Here is a 16,734-nt window from a genome sequence, read left to right on the forward strand (position 1 = left end):
ACGCGGATCAGCCCCCGAACGGGCGCAGCGACACCGACTCGAGCGTGCCGTCGCGGGTCTGGTCGACGACGAGGCGCACGGCGCGCGCGACGGAGGCGGGCTCGAGGTAGCGCGTCTCGTCGTACTCGCCGCCCTCCTTGGCGCGGAGCTCGCGCTGCATGTCGGTGGCGACGCGGCCCGGGTGCACGCTCGAGACGCGGACGCCGTTCGGGCGCTCCTCCTCGCGGAGGGCGTCGCCGAGCGCGCGGAGGGCGAACTTGGATCCCGCGTAGACGCCGCCCGTCGGGTTCGCCGTGAAGCCGGATCCGGAGTTGACGAGCACGACCTGGCCCTTCGCCGCCCGGAGCGCCGGCAGGAGCACGCGCGTCACCTCGGCGACCGCGAAGACGTTGACCTCGAAGACGCGGCGCCACTCGTCGACGGGCGTCTCCGCCACGGCATCGCCGCCGATCACGCCCGCGGAGTGCACCAGGACGTCCAGCCGGTCGAGCTCCGGCACGAGGTCGGCGAGGCCGCTCGCGGCGAGGTCGGCGGCCCAGCCGACGGCGTCCGGCAGGGTGGCGGCGAGCGCGTCGACGGCGTCGCGGTCGCGGCCGTGCACGATCACGCGGTGGGTGCGGGCGAGGTCCTGGGCGACGGCGCGGCCGATGCCGCGGGTGGCTCCCGTGACGAGGGCGACGGGGCGGGCGTGGTCGGTCATGGATCCTCCTGGGTCGCGGTCCTCCAGGCTATCGACGGCATCCGGCCACCCCGGCGGGAGCGGTCCGGAGCGTGACGTAGCGTGGAGGGACCGGCGGCCGCGAGGCGCGTCGGCCCGCCACCCGAGAGGATCCGCCCGTGCACGCCCGCTTCCCCGCCAGCCTCGAGGTGCTGCGCCAGGAGGCCCGCGACGAGCTGGACGCCGTGATCGAGCACCGCTGCCGGAACGGCGACGACCCGTGGGAGATCATCCCCCAGCTGCCGACCGTGGACGAGCACGTGGTCGCGACCCTCCGTCAGGACGCGCTGGAGGCCGACGGGATGGCCGAGGAGCTGGCGCGCGTGCGCCACCCGTCGACCGAGCCGGGGGTCGTCGCGCGCTTCGAGTACCGGCTGCTGCGCGGCATCGCGCTGGAGCACCCGGACCTCTCGCGCGCGGTCTGGACGCTCATCGGGCGCATGGAGCGCGACCTCCGCCGCCGCTCCTGAAGAGGTGATGAGAGCGGCATTCGCCGTCGGCGAACGGCTTGGCACTCCCCTGCGCCGAGTGCTAATCTCATCGTGGTTGAGCCGAGGGGGCTCAACCCCGGAGATCATCACCGCAGATCATCAGAGGAGTCGAGCATGAACATGACCTTCGATCCGTTCCGCGAGCTGGACCGCGCCATGGGCGCGCTGGCCGAGACCCGCCAGGCGAACCGTCCGATGCCCATCGACCTGCACCGCGAGGGCGACACCTACGTGCTGGCCGCCGACCTCCCGGGCATCGACCCGGGCTCGGTCGACATCGACGTGGACGGCCAGCTGCTGACCATCCGCGCCGAGCGCACGCTCGCCGGCGATCAGAACGTGCGGTGGCTCACGCGCGAGCGCGTCGCCGGCACGTTCCTCCGGCAGCTGACGCTCGGCCAGGGCATCGACACCGAGCGCATCTCGGCGCACTACGCCAACGGCGTGCTGAGCGTCACCATCCCGGTGAGCGAGCGGGCGAAGCCGCGGAAGATCGCGGTCACGTCCGACGAGCAGCAGGGCCAGGAGGGCCGGACGCTGACGGTGGAGCAGGGCGCGCACGCCGCGAGCTGATCCGGCCGGGCACCAGAGGTGCCCCACGCACGAGGAGCCGTCGTCCGCGAGAGCGGGCGGCGGCTCCTCGCATGCCGCCCTCCGAATCGCCCAACCCGCCGTCCATGAGAAAAGGTTCCTGTCGCGGCGACTCCGATCGATGACGCCCCAACTGGGGCTGGAATGCTCCGGAGCCAGGAGGAGGATCGTGCCCATGGCCGTGAGTGGAGAATCGAGTTGACGCGTCCGAGCGGAAGAACCGCACCGCCGTACGACACGCGCATAAGCGATACGGCGCCTCAGAAGGCGAGAGGAAGATGCAATGGCGGATGATCGTCGCACTAACCACGAAGAGCAGAAAGAGGAAAGGGCATTGCGCGGCGGATTGTTACTGCTGTCGGTGACGATCATCACCTCCCTGGGCTTGGGCCTCGCCCTAGTCGACCTAGGAGGCCGATTGATCCTTGACGCCTCCCGGAGCGGAAGCGTTGACGATCTCGGCACGGCCAGTGACCATCATTCAACTTTGACAACCATCCAGGAACAGCTCCTGGCGATTATCCTCTTCGGCGGCGTGGTCCTAGCTTTGATAGGGGCGATCCTCCGAGCATTCGCGCATAACGTCGCGAAGCGAAAAGACTCCGACTATGTGGGAAAGCTCTTCGGGCTTGCATCGCTGATGTTCACACTCACGGGCGCGATGGCGGCCATAGATCCTGGTCTGCAGAAGACGGTAGTCGCGACCTTTGTGCTCCTCATCGCCGGCACCACGTGTGCCGTTGTAGTCGTATCAGCTCTTGTAGTCGGCGAACGGGAGTACCGGAAGTCGATGTGAGGAGCCGTCGTCCGCGAGAGCGGGCGGCGGCTCCTCGCATGCCCGGACGGGCGCCTCAGCCGATGCGCGGCCGCAGTCCCCGATGGATCGCGAGCGGGTTCCGCAGCGAGCCGTGGATCTGCATCACCGGCGCCTGCAGGTCGACCATGCGCCGGTTGTCGCGCAGCTGCAGCCGGTTGAGGCACGAGCGGTCGAACGACGGCGCGAAGAGGTCGAACCGGGCGATGCGCTCGGCGAGCTCCGGGTGCGCGCGCTCGTGGTCGGCGAGCGCCTCGGCCGCCACGCGCCACAGGCCGTCGGGGCCGAGGTCGTCGCGGTCCTCGAGGAGCGCGGCGGCGAAGCGCAGGAAGCCGTCCATCACGTCGGTGAAGACCGTGAGGGTGCGCTCGTCCTCGGGGATCTCCATCCGGATCCGCCGCACGTCCTCCGGCAGCTCGCGCTCCGTGTCGAAGAGGGCGACCTCCTCGGCGATGTCCTTCATCAGCACGCGGACGACGACGTGGTCGCGCAGCACGAGGATCACGTTCTCGCCGTGCGGCATGAACGCGAGGTCGTGCGCGATCAGCGCGTGCGCGAGCGGCACGAGGTAGGCGTCGAGCCAGCGCCGCAGCCACGCGGCCGCGCCGATCCCGGACGCGTCGATGAGCGCGCCGATGACCGTGTCGCCGTGCGCGTCGACGTGCAGCAGGCTCGTCATGCTCATCAGCCGCTCGCCCTCCGCGAGCCCCGGCACGGGCGACTCGCGCCAGAGCGCGGACAGCATCTTCCCGTGGGAGTGGCCGGGCGGCAGCGCGGACTCGACCCGCTCGTCGCGCACGCCCACGGCGGCGACCTCGCGGAGGATCCCGAACCCGAGCCGCGCGAACTCCGGGTCGCCCGCGACGAGCGCGTGCACCCAGTCGTTGATCGCCGGCGTGACCGCCATGTAGGCCGGCGAGAGGCCGCGCGTGAAGCCCATGTTGAGGATCGACAGCGAGGTCTTCACGTAGCAGCGCTCGGGGGTCGTGCGGTTGGCCCACGTGCGGATCGACTGCTGCGCGCCGTACTCGTCGTCGCCCGTGCCGAGCAGCACGATGTCGCGCCGGGCGATGAGGCCCGCGAAGGTCACGGTGACCACGTTCTCCCACTGCCACGGGTGCACCGGCACGAGCACGCGCTCGGCGGGGTCGATGCCGAGCTGCTCCATGCGGGCGCGGAACCGTGCGCGGACGGGGACGCCGAGCTCGGCGTCGAGGAACGCCTCGCGGTCGAGCCCGTCGATCGCGGTGAAGCGGGCGAGGCGCGCGTGCACGGCGAGCCAGAGGATCCGCACGTCCTGGCCGGCCTCGGGCGCGTACCGGTCGTGGTCGTCGAGGTCGAAGCCGATGCGGCCGTTGGTCGCGACGAAGCAGGGGTGCCCCTCGTCCATCGTCGACTCGACCTCGGCGTAGGACGCCGTGAGGAGGCCGCGCGCGTCCGGCACGGCGCGGAGGCGCGAGAAGGCGGCGGCCGAGAGCGTGCTCTGGATCTCGTCGAGGTAGACGGGCAGGACCTCGTCGGTGATCCCGAGCCGGTCGCGGAGGTCGAGCACGAGGTCGGTCGCGTCGAGCTCGGCGGGCCGGCCGTCGACCGTGCGGCGGATGCTCGCCTCGTCGACGTCCCAGTGGTCGAGCTCGAGGATCCTGGCGCGGTACGAGTACACGCTCCGGCCGTCGGCGCTCGCGACGCGGTAGTCGGCCCAGCGCCTCGGGTCGTGCGGGCGGCGCGGCGCACCGGGAGCGCGCTCCGGATCCACGCGCTCGGGCGCGATGAGCAGCTCGTGCGCGAACTCGGCGAGCGCCTTGCGGACGAGGTGGCGGGTGGCGGCGGCCCACACGTCGGGGCGGAGGTGCGCGGCGCGGTGGACGCGCGGATCCGGCTCGGCGGTCCTCGACGCGGCGGCGGGCCGGGTCTCGGGGTGAGTGTCGCGCCTGCGGTCGGGGGTGAGGGTCATGGCGGTTCCGTCCGTGGGGGTGGCGTGCAGGAGGGCGTCGTCGCGCGTGGCGACGCTGAGGAGCGCGTGCTTCGTGCCGAGGTCGACGACGCGGAGCGGCCGGAAGCCGACGAGCTCGTTGAGGCGCTGGATCCGGGTGTTGCGCACGTCGGGCTCGACGACGAGGCGCCGCACGGCCGGATCCCGGAGGAGGTGCGCGACGACGTGCCGCATGACCGCGGTCGTGAAGCCGGGCAGCGGGTCGCCAGCCGGCGGGGCGACGAGCAGGTGCATGCCGCGGTCGCCGGGGAGCGGATCCAGGTGCGCGCCGATGGGGTCGTCGGCCGGGTCGTACGCCTCCACGAGGAAGGCGGGTGCGCCGTCGTGGAGGCCGATCCAGGCCTCGCGCCGCGGATCCGCCGCGATGGACCGGTACTCGGCCCGCACCTCGTCGAGGGTCGCGTGCTCCATCTGCCAGAAGCGGGCGCGCGGGGCGGTGACCCAGGCGTGCACGAGCGCAGCGTCGGCATCCGGGTCGAGCGGGCGGAGGTCGAGGGCGGAGGCGAGGGACTCGGCGGCGGACGCCTCGGTGACGGGCGCGCTCACGCGAGCACCCCGGATCCGGCCGCGGGTCCGTCGTCGGGCAGGCCGAACTCCTGGAACGCGATCCGCTCCTCCACCGCGTAGTCCTCGCGCCCGGTGATGGCGCGCAGGATCCGCGAGTTGCGGTGCGCGGTCATGCCGAGGTCGGGTGCGACGAAGCCGTGCGTGTGCACCTCGGCGTTCTGCACGAAGAGCGTGCCGGCGGCGTCGACGGTGTGCTCGCGCGCCACGTCGAGGCGGCCGCGTGCGTCGCGGTGCACGCGGTCGCCGAGCCCGTCGAGGATGCGCGGCGCCTGTGCGTCGTAGCCGCTCGCCATGACGACCGCGCTCGTCGGCCAGTCGCGCTCGGCTCCCGTCTCCGCGTGCCGCAGCCCGAGGACCGCGCCGCCGTCGGGCGTCGGCCGCGCCGACACCACCTCCGCGTTGGTCAGCAGCCGGGTCGGCACGCCGGATCCCGCGTCGCCGCCGGCCGCGAGCCGCCCCTCGGCCCGCAGCGCGTCGAACGCGAGCCGCTTCCGGTAGAGCGTGTGGAAGATGTCGTCGATGAGCTCGGAGTCGATCCCCTTGTAGAGGTTCCGCTGCTCGCGCAGCAGCACCGCGCGCGCATCCGCGGGCAGGCCGAAGAAGTGGTCGCTGTACTCGGGGCTCGTCATCTCCAGCGTGAGCCGCGTGTACTCGAGCGGGAAGAACCGCGGCGAGCGCGTGATCCAGTCGAGCCGGTAGCCGCGGGAGTCCACGTCCTCGAGCAGGTCGCGGTAGATCTCCGCCGCGCTCTGCCCGCTGCCCACCACCGTGATCGCGTCCCGCTCCTGAAGCGCGTCCTTGGCGCCGAGGTAGCCGGAGCTGTGGACCACGCCCGGCAGGTCGCGGACGGCCTCGGGCAGCCACGGCGGCGTGCCGACGCCGACCACGAGGTTCCGGCCGCGGTGCACGTGCGCGGCGCCCGCGGCGTCGACCGACTCGACGACGTAGGCGCCCTCGGTCTCGTCGAACGAGACCGCCCGCACGTCGCGGTCGAGCTCGATCCCCCGCGCACGCTCCGCCGCCCATCGGCAGTACGCGACGTACTCGCTGCGCAGCACGAAGAAGTCCTCGCGGATGTAGAAGGAGTACAGCCGCCCGGTGTCCTTGAGGTACGCGAGGAACGAGAAGCGCGAGGTCGGATCCGCGAGCGTCACGAGGTCGGCGAGGAACGGCGTCTGCAGGTGCGCGGTCGGCAGCATCATGCCGGGGTGCCAGTCGAAGCGCGGCTTCCGCTCGAGCACGACGAGGTCGAGGTCGAGGGGGTCGGCGAGGCAGGCGAGGCCGAGGTTCGCGGGACCGAGGCCGATCGCGACGGCGTCGTGGATGCGGCCCGAGGCGCTCATCGGCCGGCCTCCGCGACGGCGTCGGCGGCCGCGGTGGGCTCGCCGGCCGCCGCGTCGTCCAGCCCGGCGTCGAGCGCATCGCCCGCCGCCACCACCATCCCCAGGATCTCCGCGATGTGCGCGTCTGTCGTCGCCGGGTTGAGCAGCGTGAGCTTGAGGTGCGCGCGCCCGCCCACGCGGGTCGCGGCGACCATCGCGCGGCCGGAGTCCTGGATCGCCTGCCGGATGCCGCGGTTCACGGCGTCGGAGCGCGCCCCGGCATCGGGCGCCGCGGATCCGTCCCGCTCCCCCGCCGGCACGTACCGGAACACGAGCGCGCTGATCTCGGGCCGCACCACCACCTCGAGCGCCGGATCCCGCCTCAGCGCGGACCACGTGCGGTCGGCGAGCGCGATCACGTCGTCGAGCATCCGCCCCACCCCGTCGGCGCCCACCGTCCGCAGCGTCAGCCACAGCTTCAGCGCGTCGAAGCGCCGCGTGGTCTGCAGCGACTTGTCGACCTGGTTCGGGATCTCCTCGTGCGCGCGATCCGCCGGGTTGAGGTAGTCGGCGTGCAGCGTCGCGTGCCGGAGCGTGCGGCCGTCGCGCACGATCAGCGCGCTGGAGCTCACGGGCTGGAAGAAGGTCTTGTGGTAGTCGACCGTCACGGAGTCGGCGCGCTCGATCCCGTCGAGCAGGTGCCGGTGCCGGAGCGAGGTCAGCAGGCCGCCGCCGTAGGCCGCGTCGACGTGCAGCCAGATCCCCTCGCGGCGGCAGACGTTGCCGATCGCGGGCAGCGGGTCGACGCTGCCGAAGTCGGTGGTGCCGGCGGTCGCCACGACCGCGATCGGCAGGAGCCCGGCCGCGTAGCAGCGCGCGAGCTCGCGTTCCAGGGCATCGACGCGCATCCGCTTGGCGTCGTCGCTCGGCACGCGGATGACCGCGTCGGAGGCGAGGCCGAGGATCCGCGCGCTCTTCTCGACGCTGAAGTGGCCGACGTCGCTGACGAGGATCCGCATCCGCTGCCGGTCGGCCATCGACAGCCCGTGCACGGCCGCCGCCTCGTCGCGCGCGAGCAGCAGCGCCTGCAGGTTCGACTGGCTGCCACCGCTCGTGAAGACGCCGTCCGCGTCGTCGCCGAGGCCGGCGCGGGCCGCGGTCCAGTCGATGAGCGCGCGCTCGATGAGGGTCGCGCCCGCGCTCTGGTCCCAGGTGTCCATCGACGTGTTGACGCTGGAGAGGATGAGCTCCCCCGCGATCGCCGGGATGAGGATCGGGCAGTTGAGGTGCGCGACGTACGACGGGTCGTGGAACCAGACGGCGTCGCGGAGGTACAGGTCGTCGAGCTCATCGAGCGCGTCGTCGAGGCCGCCGAGCGGGCGGTCGAGGTCGAGCCCGGCGAAGGATCCGCGGAGCCGGTCGGGCGTGATGCCGGTGAACGGGCCGTCGGCGCGGCGGGCGGCGGCGCGCACGTGGGCGGCGGCGGCGCGGAGGGCGGCGTCCCAGCCGGGGAGGGAGCGGTCGGAGAAGAGCTCGGCGGCGGGATCCGCGACGGTCGCGGTGTCGGCGGGGAGCCGGTCGGCGAGGGCCGGATCGGAGGGGCGGGAGGCGTGCGGGGAGAGGGTCATGGGTCCTTCGTCGGTTCGGTGGGGAGCCGTGTCCGGGTCACGAGCACCCAGCCCAGTTAGGCAAGGCTCACCTAATATGGAGGCGCTCGGACGGGAACGCAACCCGGCCGACGACGACTCGCGGGGACCCTCCGCGAGGCGATGCCGCGACCCCGATTCGGGGGCGTCTGCATCGATGTCAGGACGGATCGCCCCTCGTAGGGTGAGGAGCATGAGCGACCGAGACGAGCAGACCGACGGCATCCGCACCGGGCGCGGACCCGGCGATCCCGACGGGCTGGTGACCGTGGACGACGTGGTCGGCGGCGGCGACTCCCCCGCCGGCGTCGGCGACGCGGTCCGTGACCCCGACGGCACCGACTACGGGCACGCGGAGGAGGACACCCTCGAGGTCGAGGACGCGGATCCCGCGAGCGCCGACTACCCCGAGGTCCCCGACAACCGCTCGGTCACCGCGGCCGACTCGCACATGAGCGCGCCCGCCGACGACGCATCCGGCCACGTCGACCCCGAGGGCCGCTGACGTGACGGATCCCGCCGCCGACGCCCCGCGCCACCCGCTCGCCGAGCCCGCGCCCATCGACGCCGATTCGGTCGCCGAGCAGGCGGAGGCCGCCGAGGAGGACGCGCGCGAGGACACCCCCGACCCGTTCGGCGAGGGGCCCGACGACCAGTGATCCGCCCCCGGAGGCGCCGTCTCGACGGGCCCCGGGCACTGCACATGCGCGTTGCCTGAACACCGCCACACGCTGCGGGAGGCCGAGCGTAGCGTCGGAAGCATGGACACCGACGACCCGCGCCTCCAGCCCGCGGACACCTCAGACACCAACCAGGACAAGGACTTCATCTCGCCCAGCGAGGACGACACGCAGGTGAAGCAGAGCGAGCAGATCGTCGAGAGCGAGGGCGTCTCCGACGATGTGCCCGCCGCAGCGGACGACGTGCAGGTGCTCCCCGGATCGGGCGGCCCCGACGACGTCGGCGAGATCGACGTCGATCCCGACGAGCTCAACCTCAGCGGCGACTCGATCCCCGGCCACCCCAAGCCCGAGGCCGGTGAGTGACCGTGACCGACGCCACCTCCACCACGCCCGCCGACGACTCCACGGGTGACGACACGGCCCTCGACACCGAGGCCCTCGCGAACGACACGGTCGTGAACGACGCGGTCGCCGGCGAGACCGTCCTCCCCGAGACCGACGAGCCGGTCGAGGAGCCCGACGACGACGCCGTCATGGGCGCCGACGCGGAGCCCACCGCCGACGTCCTCGGCGTCGACGGCGAGGCCGAGCCCGAGCTCGCCGAGAACGACCTCGCGGGCCAGGACATCGACCTGGACGACACCCCGCCCACCTGATCCACCCCTCCCCTTCCCGCACACAGGACACAGCACCAGGAGACACATGAGCACCGACCAGTACACGTTCCAGGACCCGACCAAGATGTACGCCGACATCGAGCCGAAGGCGCAGCAGCAGGACGGGCCCGGCCTCGACGCCGACCTGGACGCGACCGCGGACCGCGGCGAGAAGACGTACCGCGGATCGAACCGCCTCGAGGGACGCAAGGCCCTCGTCACCGGCGCCGACTCCGGCATCGGCGCCGCTGTCGCGATCGCCTACGCCCGCGAGGGCGCGGACGTCGCGCTCTCCTACCTCCCCGAAGAGGAGGAGGACGCGAAGAAGGTCGTCGCCCTCATCGAGGAGGCCGGTCGCAAGGCCGTCGCCATCCCCGGCGACATCGCCACGGCCGAGTTCAGCCGCGAGCTCGTCGCGAAGGCGGTCGAGGGCCTCGGCGGACTCGACATCGTCGTGAACAACGCGGGCAAGCAGCAGAACGTCGACGCGCTCGAGGACATCTCGGACGAGGAGTTCGACCTGACCTTCAAGACCAACGTCTACGCGATGTTCTGGATCACGAAGGCCGCGCTTCCGCACCTCAAGCCCGGCTCCTCGATCATCAACACGTCCTCTATCCAGGCCTACGCGCCGTCGCCCAACCTCGTGCACTACGCCACGACCAAGGCCTCGATCAACGCCTTCTCGAAGGGCCTCGCCGGCCAGCTGGCGCCCAAGGGCATCCGCGTGAACGTCGTCGCGCCCGGCCCGATCTGGACCCCGCTGCAGACCGCGGGCGGCCAGCCCGAGGATGCGCTGCCCGAGTTCGGCGAGCAGACCCCGCTCGGCCGCGCCGGCCAGCCCGCCGAGCTCGCGCCCGCCTACGTGTTCCTCGCCTCCAACGAGTCGAGCTACGTGATCGGCGAGACGCTGAACGTCAACGGCGGCATGCCGACGCCGTAGCGGGACGCGCCCCGGCGCATCGCACCGCCCGACGCCCGGGCCGACCAGCAGGTCGGCCCGGGCGTCGTCGCGTTCCGGACGCGGAACGCGCACCGGAATAGGGTCGGGAGATGTCCGGCATCCCGGCCCGCGTCGGCGGGAACGTCCTCGCGGGGATCGTCGCCGCCATCCGCCTCATGCAGCGCCCGCGACCCCTCCATCCGCACGGCGTCGCGCTCTCGGGGACGCTGACGCCCGTCGCCGGCCGCGCCGCGTCCGGGCTCGCGTGGCTCGACGCCCTCGACGGGACGCTCGCCATCGACGCCCGGCTCTCGCGCGGCGGCGGTCTCCCGCCCGCGCTCCCCGACGTGCTCGGCCTCGCGCTGCGGATCCCGGGCGACGGCGGGACGACGGTCGACGTCCTGCTCGCGTCCACGGGCCTCTCGCCGGTCGGCCGGTTCCTCCTCGCGCCGCGGGGCGTCCTCTCCGGGGCGCGGCTCACCACGCTCATGCCGTACCGCGGATCCGCGGGGCCGGTGCTCGTCGGCGTGCTGGTGGACGCGGATCCGTCGCTGCCGGCCGGCGCCGCCGACCTCGGGCGGGCGCTCGCGGCTCGGCCCGTCCGGATGCGGCTCGTGCAGGCGACGCCGCGCGGACGGTGGCACGTGGTCGCGCGGATCGATCTCGCCCACGACGCGAGCGGGCCCATCGACACCCCGACGCGCGCCGATCCGGTGCTCGCGGCCCCGCCCGGGGACACGACGTACCCGTGGACGCGCCGGCTGCGGGCGCCGGGCTACCGGGCGGCACGGCATGGCCGACCGGTCGCGTCCCGGCACGCGGCCCGGGACCCCGACGCCTGATCGGCAGCGGACGACGGGAGCGCTGCCCCGGGACGGCGGGCGCGATGCGCGCACGGCCCGACGGGCCGGAGGAGACCTCCGGCCCGTCGGGCCGTGCGGAGAGCGCCGGAGCGATCAGGAGGGCGGGAGGGGTTCCCGCCGGGTGCGTGCCGCGCGACCGTCAGCCGCAGTGCGACGCGAAGAGATCGGGGAACACCACGGTGTATCCGCCGGTGATGTTGCAGGTGTGCCAGTTCTCCGAGCCCTGTCCGCCCCGGAGGACGTAGGAGACGATCTGCACGCAGGACTTCCCCGAACGATTCGCCGTGCAGATCTGCGCCGCGAGCTTGTAGGAGTCGGTCAGCCCGAACGAGAGTCGCGCGAGGTCGTATGGCGTGACGAAGAAGGAGCGGTTGACGAGTCCCGCCTGGCTCGCCGCGATCGAGCCGGCGTCCGCAGTGGAGGACGAGGACGCCGCGACAGGCGCCGCGGATGCCGGGTCGGTCGGGGCGGACACCGAGACGCCGAGGCCGACGACCACCGCGAGGACGGCCGCCGCCAGGAGGCGCCGGGCGGCGGGTCGCGGGGTGGCTGCGAGGCGAGAGGACATGTGGACTCCTTCTGGTCCGCGGCGACCGTCGCCGGGGAGCGATCGAACCGTAGCGACGCGCTGACCGGGGCCGAGACGCCTGTGGACGAGCGGGCGGGGACGCGGGACGGGTGCGCCGCGGCATCGGATCCGCCCGCCCGGCCTTGCCACTGCTCACCCTGGGGCGTTGCCTGGGTGGGAGCGCCGACGGCGGCGCCGGAACCGGCAGGAGACCCCATGAGGGAGCTGAAGCTCGTCGCGGCCATCGCGAGGATCGAGGACGCGGAGGCGCTGGATCCGATCGTGGATCGCGTGAAGGGCGTCGCCACCGCGCTGCTGAGGCCACGGGCGCTGGCCGACCTGCTGCACGGCGTGCCGTTCGGGCACCCGCTGCACCCCGTGGCCGTGCTGATCCCGACCGGCGCGTGGGTCTCCTCGGCGGTCCTCGACCTCCTGCCCGGCAACGAGAAGGCCAGCCGCGCGCTCGTGGGCGTCGGAGTGCTGAGCGCGGCGCCCTCCATCGTCTCCGGCTACGCCGACTGGTCGCAGCTGCACGAGCAGCAGATGCGCGTCGGCATCGTGCACTCGGCCGCGAACGCGCTCGCGACGGGCCTCTACGGCCTCTCCTGGATCCAGCGCGCCCGCGGCAAGCACGCCAGCGGCAAGGTGCTCGGCCTCGCGGGCCTCGGCCTCGTCTCCGCCGGCGGGTTCCTCGGCGGCCACCTCGCCTACCGCCAGGCGGCGGGCGCCAACCACGCCGAGGACGTGCCGCACCGCTTCCCCGCCGGCTGGCAGGAGCTCGGCCACCTCGACGAGCTGCCCGACGGCCGCCTCGCGAAGCGCGACGTGGCCGGCCTCCCGCTCCTCGTGCGCCGGAACGGCATGACGGTGGACGCGCTGAGCGACACCTGCAGCCACCTGTCCGCGCCGCTCGACGAGGGCGAGCTCGGCACCGACCCGAAGACGGGCGAGGCGTGCGTCACCTGCCCGTGGCACGACAGCGTGTTCAGCCTGAAGACTGGCGCCGTGATCCACGGACCGGCGACCGCGCCGCAGCCCCGCTTCGAGACCCGCGTCACGGGCGGGCTCGTGGAGGTGCGGCTGCCGAACGCGGGCTAGGCCGCGGGATCCCGGTCGACGGATCCGCGCAGCGCCACGACCGCGAGCACGGCGCATCCCGCGAAGACGACCGCACCCGCGACGGTCGGCAGCTCGATGCCGGCAGTCGCGAGCACGCCGCCCAGCGCGGATCCGGCGGCGAGGCCGAGCAGGCTGACCACCCGCCCCGCCGCGCCCACGCGGCCGAGGAGATCCGCCGGGACGAGACGCTGCCGGAGCGTGGTCGCGCAGATGCTCCAGACCACCGCGTGCAGGATGTAGAGCGCGAGCAGGATCCCGGCGACGATCGGATCCCGCGTGACGGCGAGCCCGGCGAGGCTCGCGGCGCCGAGCGTCAGGGCAGCGGTGATGGTCCACCGGGAGCCGAGGCGGGCGCCGAGCGGTGCGGCGATCGCGGATCCGGCGAGGCCGCCGAGCGCGCTGGCCGCGAGCAGGACGCCGTAGCCGGCCGCATCCAGTCCGAGCCGCTCGCCCGCGAAGAGCACGAGCACCGAGAACGGGAGCATGTAGCCGACGCTCGCGAGGCCGCCGAGGAGGGCGAGGGATCCGACGACGCGGTGCCGGGCGAGCCAGCGCACGCCCTCCGCGGCCTCACGGAACAGGGACGGCGGCGCACCCGTCGCCGCGGAGGCGAGGGGGACGTCGCGCGTGCGCCGCGGCAGCGCGAGCGCCACCGCACCTGCAGCGACCCACAGTCCGCCGGTCGCGTACACGGGCACGGCGGCGGCGAGCGCGAACAGGATCCCGCCGAGCGGCGGCCCCACGAACTCGTCGGCCACGAGCTGCGTGCCCGTGATCCGTGCGTTCGCCCGGTCGAGGCGGCCAGCCGGCACGATCGACGGCAGCACGGCGACCGCGGCCCCATCGGCGGCGCTCTCGAGCACGCCGACCACGGCCATCACCGCGTAGAGCACGGCCAGCGACGCGACGCCCGACTGGATCGAGACCGCGAGCCCCAGCACGGCGACGCCGCGGAGCGCGTTCGCGACGACGATCAGCGTGCGCCGGTCGAGCCGGTCGACGTAGACGCCCACGGGCAGCGCGACCAGGAGCCGCACGAGCGCGTACGTCGTCGCGAGCCCGGCGACGCCGCGCGGGTCGTCGGTGAGGCCCGCCGCGACGAGCGGCATGGTGACGAAGACGAGCCCGTCCGCGAGGTTGGAGAGCGCGTTCGCGCCCCACAGCCCCGCGAACGGGCTCGGGGATCTCACGCCGTGCTCCTCGGGGCGGCGTGCGCCCCGAGGAGCCGCGGCATCGGGATCAGATCCCGGCGCCCTCGGACGCGGCCGTCGCGGGGCCGACGTCCGTGGCGGTCGCGCCGGACGCCGACCCGCCCGCGCTCGTGCCCGCGGCGGTCGACCCCAGGAACGAGCTCAGCGCCGTCGCGACGTCGATGCCCGTGGTGTCCTTGAGCAGCTTCGGCAGCGTCGCCATGTTCTCGGCCACCGAGCGGTTGAGCGCGTTCGCGCCGTCCGCCGAGATGATCGTCATGTTGTCGACGTTGGCGAGCGGCGCCGCCATCTCGCGCGCGATCTCCGGCATCGACGCGATGATGCGCGCCTGCAGGGCCTCGCGCGACAGCTTGTTCTGCGCCTCGGCGAGCGCGGCGGCCGCCTCGGCCTCCGCCTGGCCGCGGGCCTGGATCGCGTCGGCGTTGGCCTTCCCGAGCGCGGTGATGGACGCGGCCTCGTTCACGGCCGCGGTCTTCGCCGCCTCGGCGTTCTGCGTGCGCTGGTAGACCTCCACGTCGACCTTCGCCTTCTCGGCGTCACGCGCGGCCTGCGCGTCCTGGACGGTCGCGTACTTGCGCGCCTCGGCGGGGAGCTCCACGTCGATGCGCAGGCGCTCCTTCGAGACCTCGGCCTGCGCGGCCACGGCGGTGCGCTCCTGGTCGGCGACCAGGCGGTCCTGCTCGGCCTTCGCGAGCTCGCCGGCCGCGTACGCGGTGGCGTTGGCGCGGTCGGTGTCGGCCTTGATGGCCGCGCGGCGCAGGTCGAGCTCGAGCTGGCGCTCGGCGGTCTGCTGGTCGTTCTCGATCGCGGCGAGCGCGGAGATCCGCTTGTTCTCGGCCTCCGCGACCTCGGCGACCTGGCGGGCGCGCGCGGCGTTGGAGCGCGCGCGGTCGTCGAGGTAGGAGCTGCCGGGGGTCGTGATCTCGCGGACGTTGAGCGTCTCGATCTGGAGGCCGAGCTCCGCGAGGTCGTTCTTGGTCTGGTTCACGGCCTCCTGCGCCACGACCGAGAAGCTCTTGACGAGCTCGTCGACGGGACGGTCGCCGATGAGGCCGCGGATCGCGCCCTCGAGCGACTGGCGCACGATCTCCGGTAGGGCATCCTGCTGGAGGAGGTAGCGCTGCACGGCACGGCGCACGCCGTCCTCGGTGCCCGTCACCTTGAAGTTGACGGTCGCGACGACCGCGGTGTTGATGAAGTTCGCGTCGCGCGCCTCGGCCGTGACGCTCGTCTGGTACTGCTCCAGGGAGAGCGTGAAGCCCTCCTGGAAGATCGGCCAGATGAAGGTCCGGCCGCCGATGATGACCTTCTGCGGGCTGGAGAAGCCGGCGCCGCCCTCGCTCCGCTCGGCGTTGCGGCCGACGATGACGAGGGCCTGGTTCGGCGGGACGCGGCGGACGCGGGAGGCGATGAACGCCACCAGCGCCACGAGTATGACGATGACGACGATGACGGCGATGGCTGTCGTGCCGCCGGAGATCAGGTCCACGGGATGGTTCCTCTCGTTGGGACGGGTGCTGCTAGGTGGTGGGGGCGCCGTCGGCGTCGGGCTCCACGTGCACGCGGAACCCGTCCTCCGAGACGACGCGGATGCGGGTGCCGACGGCGAGCGGCTCCGCGCTCATGGCGAGCCGCCGCTCCAGCTCGCGGATGTGCTCGAGCCGCACCTCGCCGCCCGTGGGCGAGGTGGGCGACGTGACGACGCCGACCATGCCGACGGGCGAGTACGAGCCGCCGCTCTCCTGCTTCGCGACGAAGCGGACGGTGAGCTGCACCACGACGAGGGCGACGAGCGCGAGGGCCACGGCGATCGCGATGGCGCCGCCGGATCCGATGCCCGCCTGGTCGGCGAGCACGCCGCCGACGCCGTAGATGGCGAGGGCCGCGCCGAGCGCGACGCCGGACACGAGTCCGTCGCCGCCGCCGATCGCGTCGAGCAGGTCGCCGAGCACGATGCTGGAGAGGAGGAGCAGGAGGCCCACGGCCCCCACGACCACGAAGACGATCACGCCGCGGCTCCCGGGCAGGCCGCCGCCGCGGTGACGTGCGCGCCGACGTGGTGCGGGGTCATGCGGGGCCGATCTGCTGGATGCGTGTCCCTCGAACGTACCGGGTGATCCGCGGAGCGTCGCCTCCTCGTCCGGGGGCCGCCCCACCGCCTATGCTCCGCGCGGCGCGCGTAGCCTCAGGAGGTGATCCTCCTGTTCGGCACCCGCGCCCGCGACGCCCTCATCGTCATCGTGACCTTCGCGTGCCTCCGCTGCGGCGTGACGAGTGCCCAGCGCGTGCTCCACCGCACGCTCCGCTTCACGGTGTTCTTCGTGCCGCTGGTCCCGCTGCGCTCGACCTACCGCGTCGAGTGCCCGAACTGCGAACTCGAGACGCGCCTCACGAAGGACCAGGCGATGCACGCCCTCGAGTGGGCCGTGCGGAACCGGGGCGCGCGCCGCTGAGCCCGCGCCGTCGTCCTCCCGGGAATCCCGACCAGGGGTTAGGAATAAGTTTCGTCGCGCGCTTAGAGTGATCGTGGGCTCCGGCCCATCTGCCAT

General features: G+C 73.4%; 19 protein-coding genes. 11 read left to right on the forward strand and 8 right to left on the reverse strand.

Annotated features, from left to right (window positions below; all coding sequences use genetic code 11):
* Positions 1–7 precede the first annotated feature (7 nt).
* Positions 8–700: an SDR family oxidoreductase gene (locus JOE38_RS05595; RefSeq protein WP_204575239.1), complete on the reverse strand. Its 693-nt coding sequence runs from the start codon at positions 698–700 to the stop codon at positions 8–10.
* Positions 701–837: 137 nt separating this feature from the next.
* On the opposite strand from JOE38_RS05595, the gene JOE38_RS05600 reads away from it, so the two are divergent.
* The 3 genes from JOE38_RS05600 (at position 838) to JOE38_RS05610 (ending at position 2,596) form a co-directional block, all read left to right on the forward strand.
* On the forward strand, positions 838–1,188 hold the full coding sequence (locus JOE38_RS05600) for a hypothetical protein (RefSeq protein WP_045528564.1): 351 nt from the start codon (positions 838–840) through the stop codon (positions 1,186–1,188).
* 135 nt (positions 1,189–1,323) lie between these two features.
* Positions 1,324–1,782 (forward strand): Hsp20/alpha crystallin family protein, encoded by a 459-nt coding sequence (locus JOE38_RS05605; protein WP_194667546.1) that lies wholly within the window; start codon positions 1,324–1,326, stop codon positions 1,780–1,782.
* A gap of 301 nt (positions 1,783–2,083) precedes the next feature.
* Entirely contained in the window at positions 2,084–2,596 is a 513-nt protein-coding gene (locus JOE38_RS05610) for a hypothetical protein (protein ID WP_204575240.1), read from the forward strand.
* A gap of 55 nt (positions 2,597–2,651) precedes the next feature.
* On the opposite strand, the gene JOE38_RS15705 is transcribed toward JOE38_RS05610, so the two are convergent.
* From JOE38_RS15705 to JOE38_RS05625, 3 genes are read right to left on the reverse strand one after another with little or no spacing between them, the layout of a single operon-like run.
* Positions 2,652–5,153: a GNAT family N-acetyltransferase gene (locus tag JOE38_RS15705; protein WP_204575241.1), complete on the reverse strand. Its 2,502-nt coding sequence runs from the start codon at positions 5,151–5,153 to the stop codon at positions 2,652–2,654.
* Positions 5,150–6,517 (reverse strand): lysine N(6)-hydroxylase/L-ornithine N(5)-oxygenase family protein, encoded by a 1,368-nt coding sequence (locus tag JOE38_RS05620; RefSeq protein WP_204575242.1) that lies wholly within the window; start codon positions 6,515–6,517, stop codon positions 5,150–5,152. The genes JOE38_RS15705 and JOE38_RS05620 overlap by 4 nt, the downstream gene beginning before the upstream one ends.
* Positions 6,514–8,124, reverse strand: coding sequence for a pyridoxal phosphate-dependent decarboxylase family protein (locus JOE38_RS05625; RefSeq protein ID WP_204575243.1), 1,611 nt, complete (start codon positions 8,122–8,124; stop codon positions 6,514–6,516). The genes JOE38_RS05620 and JOE38_RS05625 overlap by 4 nt, the downstream gene beginning before the upstream one ends.
* Before the next feature lie 211 nt (positions 8,125–8,335).
* Between JOE38_RS05625 and JOE38_RS05630 the strand changes: the two genes are divergently transcribed.
* The 6 genes from JOE38_RS05630 (at position 8,336) to JOE38_RS05655 (ending at position 11,266) form a co-directional block, all read left to right on the forward strand.
* A complete protein-coding gene (locus JOE38_RS05630; RefSeq protein WP_204575244.1) occupies positions 8,336–8,647 on the forward strand; it encodes a hypothetical protein in 312 nt (103 codons plus the stop codon).
* 1 nt (position 8,648) lies between these two features.
* Positions 8,649–8,801 carry a hypothetical protein gene (locus JOE38_RS05635; protein WP_172405928.1) on the forward strand — a complete coding sequence of 51 codons (153 nt, stop codon included), beginning with the start codon at positions 8,649–8,651 and terminating at the stop codon, positions 8,799–8,801.
* 102 nt (positions 8,802–8,903) lie between these two features.
* Positions 8,904–9,188, forward strand: coding sequence for a hypothetical protein (locus JOE38_RS05640; protein ID WP_204575245.1), 285 nt, complete (start codon positions 8,904–8,906; stop codon positions 9,186–9,188).
* A 2-nt stretch (positions 9,189–9,190) separates the two neighbouring features.
* Positions 9,191–9,481, forward strand: coding sequence for a hypothetical protein (locus JOE38_RS05645; protein WP_239544754.1), 291 nt, complete (start codon positions 9,191–9,193; stop codon positions 9,479–9,481).
* Positions 9,482–9,527: 46 nt separating this feature from the next.
* Complete coding sequence (locus JOE38_RS05650; RefSeq protein WP_086522047.1) at positions 9,528–10,424, forward strand: glucose 1-dehydrogenase; 897 nt, start codon at positions 9,528–9,530, stop codon at positions 10,422–10,424.
* A 110-nt stretch (positions 10,425–10,534) separates the two neighbouring features.
* On the forward strand, positions 10,535–11,266 hold the full coding sequence (locus JOE38_RS05655) for a hypothetical protein (RefSeq protein ID WP_204575247.1): 732 nt from the start codon (positions 10,535–10,537) through the stop codon (positions 11,264–11,266).
* Positions 11,267–11,426: 160 nt separating this feature from the next.
* On the opposite strand, the gene JOE38_RS05660 is transcribed toward JOE38_RS05655, so the two are convergent.
* Positions 11,427–11,855, reverse strand: a complete 429-nt coding sequence (locus JOE38_RS05660) for a hypothetical protein (RefSeq protein WP_204575248.1) — start codon at positions 11,853–11,855, stop codon at positions 11,427–11,429.
* 216 nt (positions 11,856–12,071) lie between these two features.
* Here JOE38_RS05660 and JOE38_RS05665 point away from each other — a divergent pair, with 216 nt between their 5' ends.
* Positions 12,072–12,953: a Rieske 2Fe-2S domain-containing protein gene (locus tag JOE38_RS05665; protein WP_204575249.1), complete on the forward strand. Its 882-nt coding sequence runs from the start codon at positions 12,072–12,074 to the stop codon at positions 12,951–12,953.
* Here the strand turns inward: JOE38_RS05665 and JOE38_RS05670 are convergent.
* The 3 genes from JOE38_RS05670 to JOE38_RS05680 are packed head-to-tail and all read right to left on the reverse strand — an operon-like array spanning position 12,950 to position 16,194.
* Positions 12,950–14,164 (reverse strand): MFS transporter, encoded by a 1,215-nt coding sequence (locus JOE38_RS05670; protein ID WP_204575250.1) that lies wholly within the window; start codon positions 14,162–14,164, stop codon positions 12,950–12,952. The genes JOE38_RS05665 and JOE38_RS05670 overlap by 4 nt on opposite strands.
* Before the next feature lie 49 nt (positions 14,165–14,213).
* Positions 14,214–15,674 carry an SPFH domain-containing protein gene (locus JOE38_RS05675; protein WP_204575251.1) on the reverse strand — a complete coding sequence of 487 codons (1,461 nt, stop codon included), beginning with the start codon at positions 15,672–15,674 and terminating at the stop codon, positions 14,214–14,216.
* Positions 15,675–15,705: 31 nt separating this feature from the next.
* Positions 15,706–16,194, reverse strand: a complete 489-nt coding sequence (locus tag JOE38_RS05680) for an NfeD family protein (protein WP_204575252.1) — start codon at positions 16,192–16,194, stop codon at positions 15,706–15,708.
* 183 nt (positions 16,195–16,377) lie between these two features.
* Between JOE38_RS05680 and JOE38_RS05685 the strand changes: the two genes are divergently transcribed.
* Positions 16,378–16,638 (forward strand): zinc-ribbon domain-containing protein, encoded by a 261-nt coding sequence (locus tag JOE38_RS05685; RefSeq protein ID WP_204575253.1) that lies wholly within the window; start codon positions 16,378–16,380, stop codon positions 16,636–16,638.
* Positions 16,639–16,734 lie beyond the last annotated feature (96 nt).

Source organism: Clavibacter michiganensis (genome assembly GCF_016907085.1).
GTDB classification, from domain to species: Bacteria; Actinomycetota; Actinomycetes; order Actinomycetales; family Microbacteriaceae; genus Clavibacter; species Clavibacter michiganensis_O.

Excerpts from the sequence above, each read along its gene's own strand:
- JOE38_RS05650 (WP_086522047.1), top strand. The coding sequence starts at position 9,528 with ATGAGCACCGACCAGTACACGTTCCAGGACCCGACCAAGATGTACGCC.
- JOE38_RS05665 (WP_204575249.1), top strand. The coding sequence starts at position 12,072 with ATGAGGGAGCTGAAGCTCGTCGCGGCCATCGCGAGGATCGAGGACGCG.
- JOE38_RS05605 (WP_194667546.1), top strand. The coding sequence starts at position 1,324 with ATGAACATGACCTTCGATCCGTTCCGCGAGCTGGACCGCGCCATGGGC.
- JOE38_RS05655 (WP_204575247.1), top strand. The coding sequence starts at position 10,535 with ATGTCCGGCATCCCGGCCCGCGTCGGCGGGAACGTCCTCGCGGGGATC.
- JOE38_RS05630 (WP_204575244.1), top strand. The coding sequence starts at position 8,336 with ATGAGCGACCGAGACGAGCAGACCGACGGCATCCGCACCGGGCGCGGA.
- JOE38_RS05595 (WP_204575239.1), bottom strand. The coding sequence starts at position 700 with ATGACCGACCACGCCCGCCCCGTCGCCCTCGTCACGGGAGCCACCCGC.
- JOE38_RS05610 (WP_204575240.1), top strand. The coding sequence starts at position 2,084 with ATGGCGGATGATCGTCGCACTAACCACGAAGAGCAGAAAGAGGAAAGG.
- JOE38_RS05620 (WP_204575242.1), bottom strand. The coding sequence starts at position 6,517 with ATGAGCGCCTCGGGCCGCATCCACGACGCCGTCGCGATCGGCCTCGGT.
- JOE38_RS05625 (WP_204575243.1), bottom strand. The coding sequence starts at position 8,124 with ATGACCCTCTCCCCGCACGCCTCCCGCCCCTCCGATCCGGCCCTCGCC.
- JOE38_RS05660 (WP_204575248.1), bottom strand. The coding sequence starts at position 11,855 with ATGTCCTCTCGCCTCGCAGCCACCCCGCGACCCGCCGCCCGGCGCCTC.
- JOE38_RS05640 (WP_204575245.1), top strand. The coding sequence starts at position 8,904 with ATGGACACCGACGACCCGCGCCTCCAGCCCGCGGACACCTCAGACACC.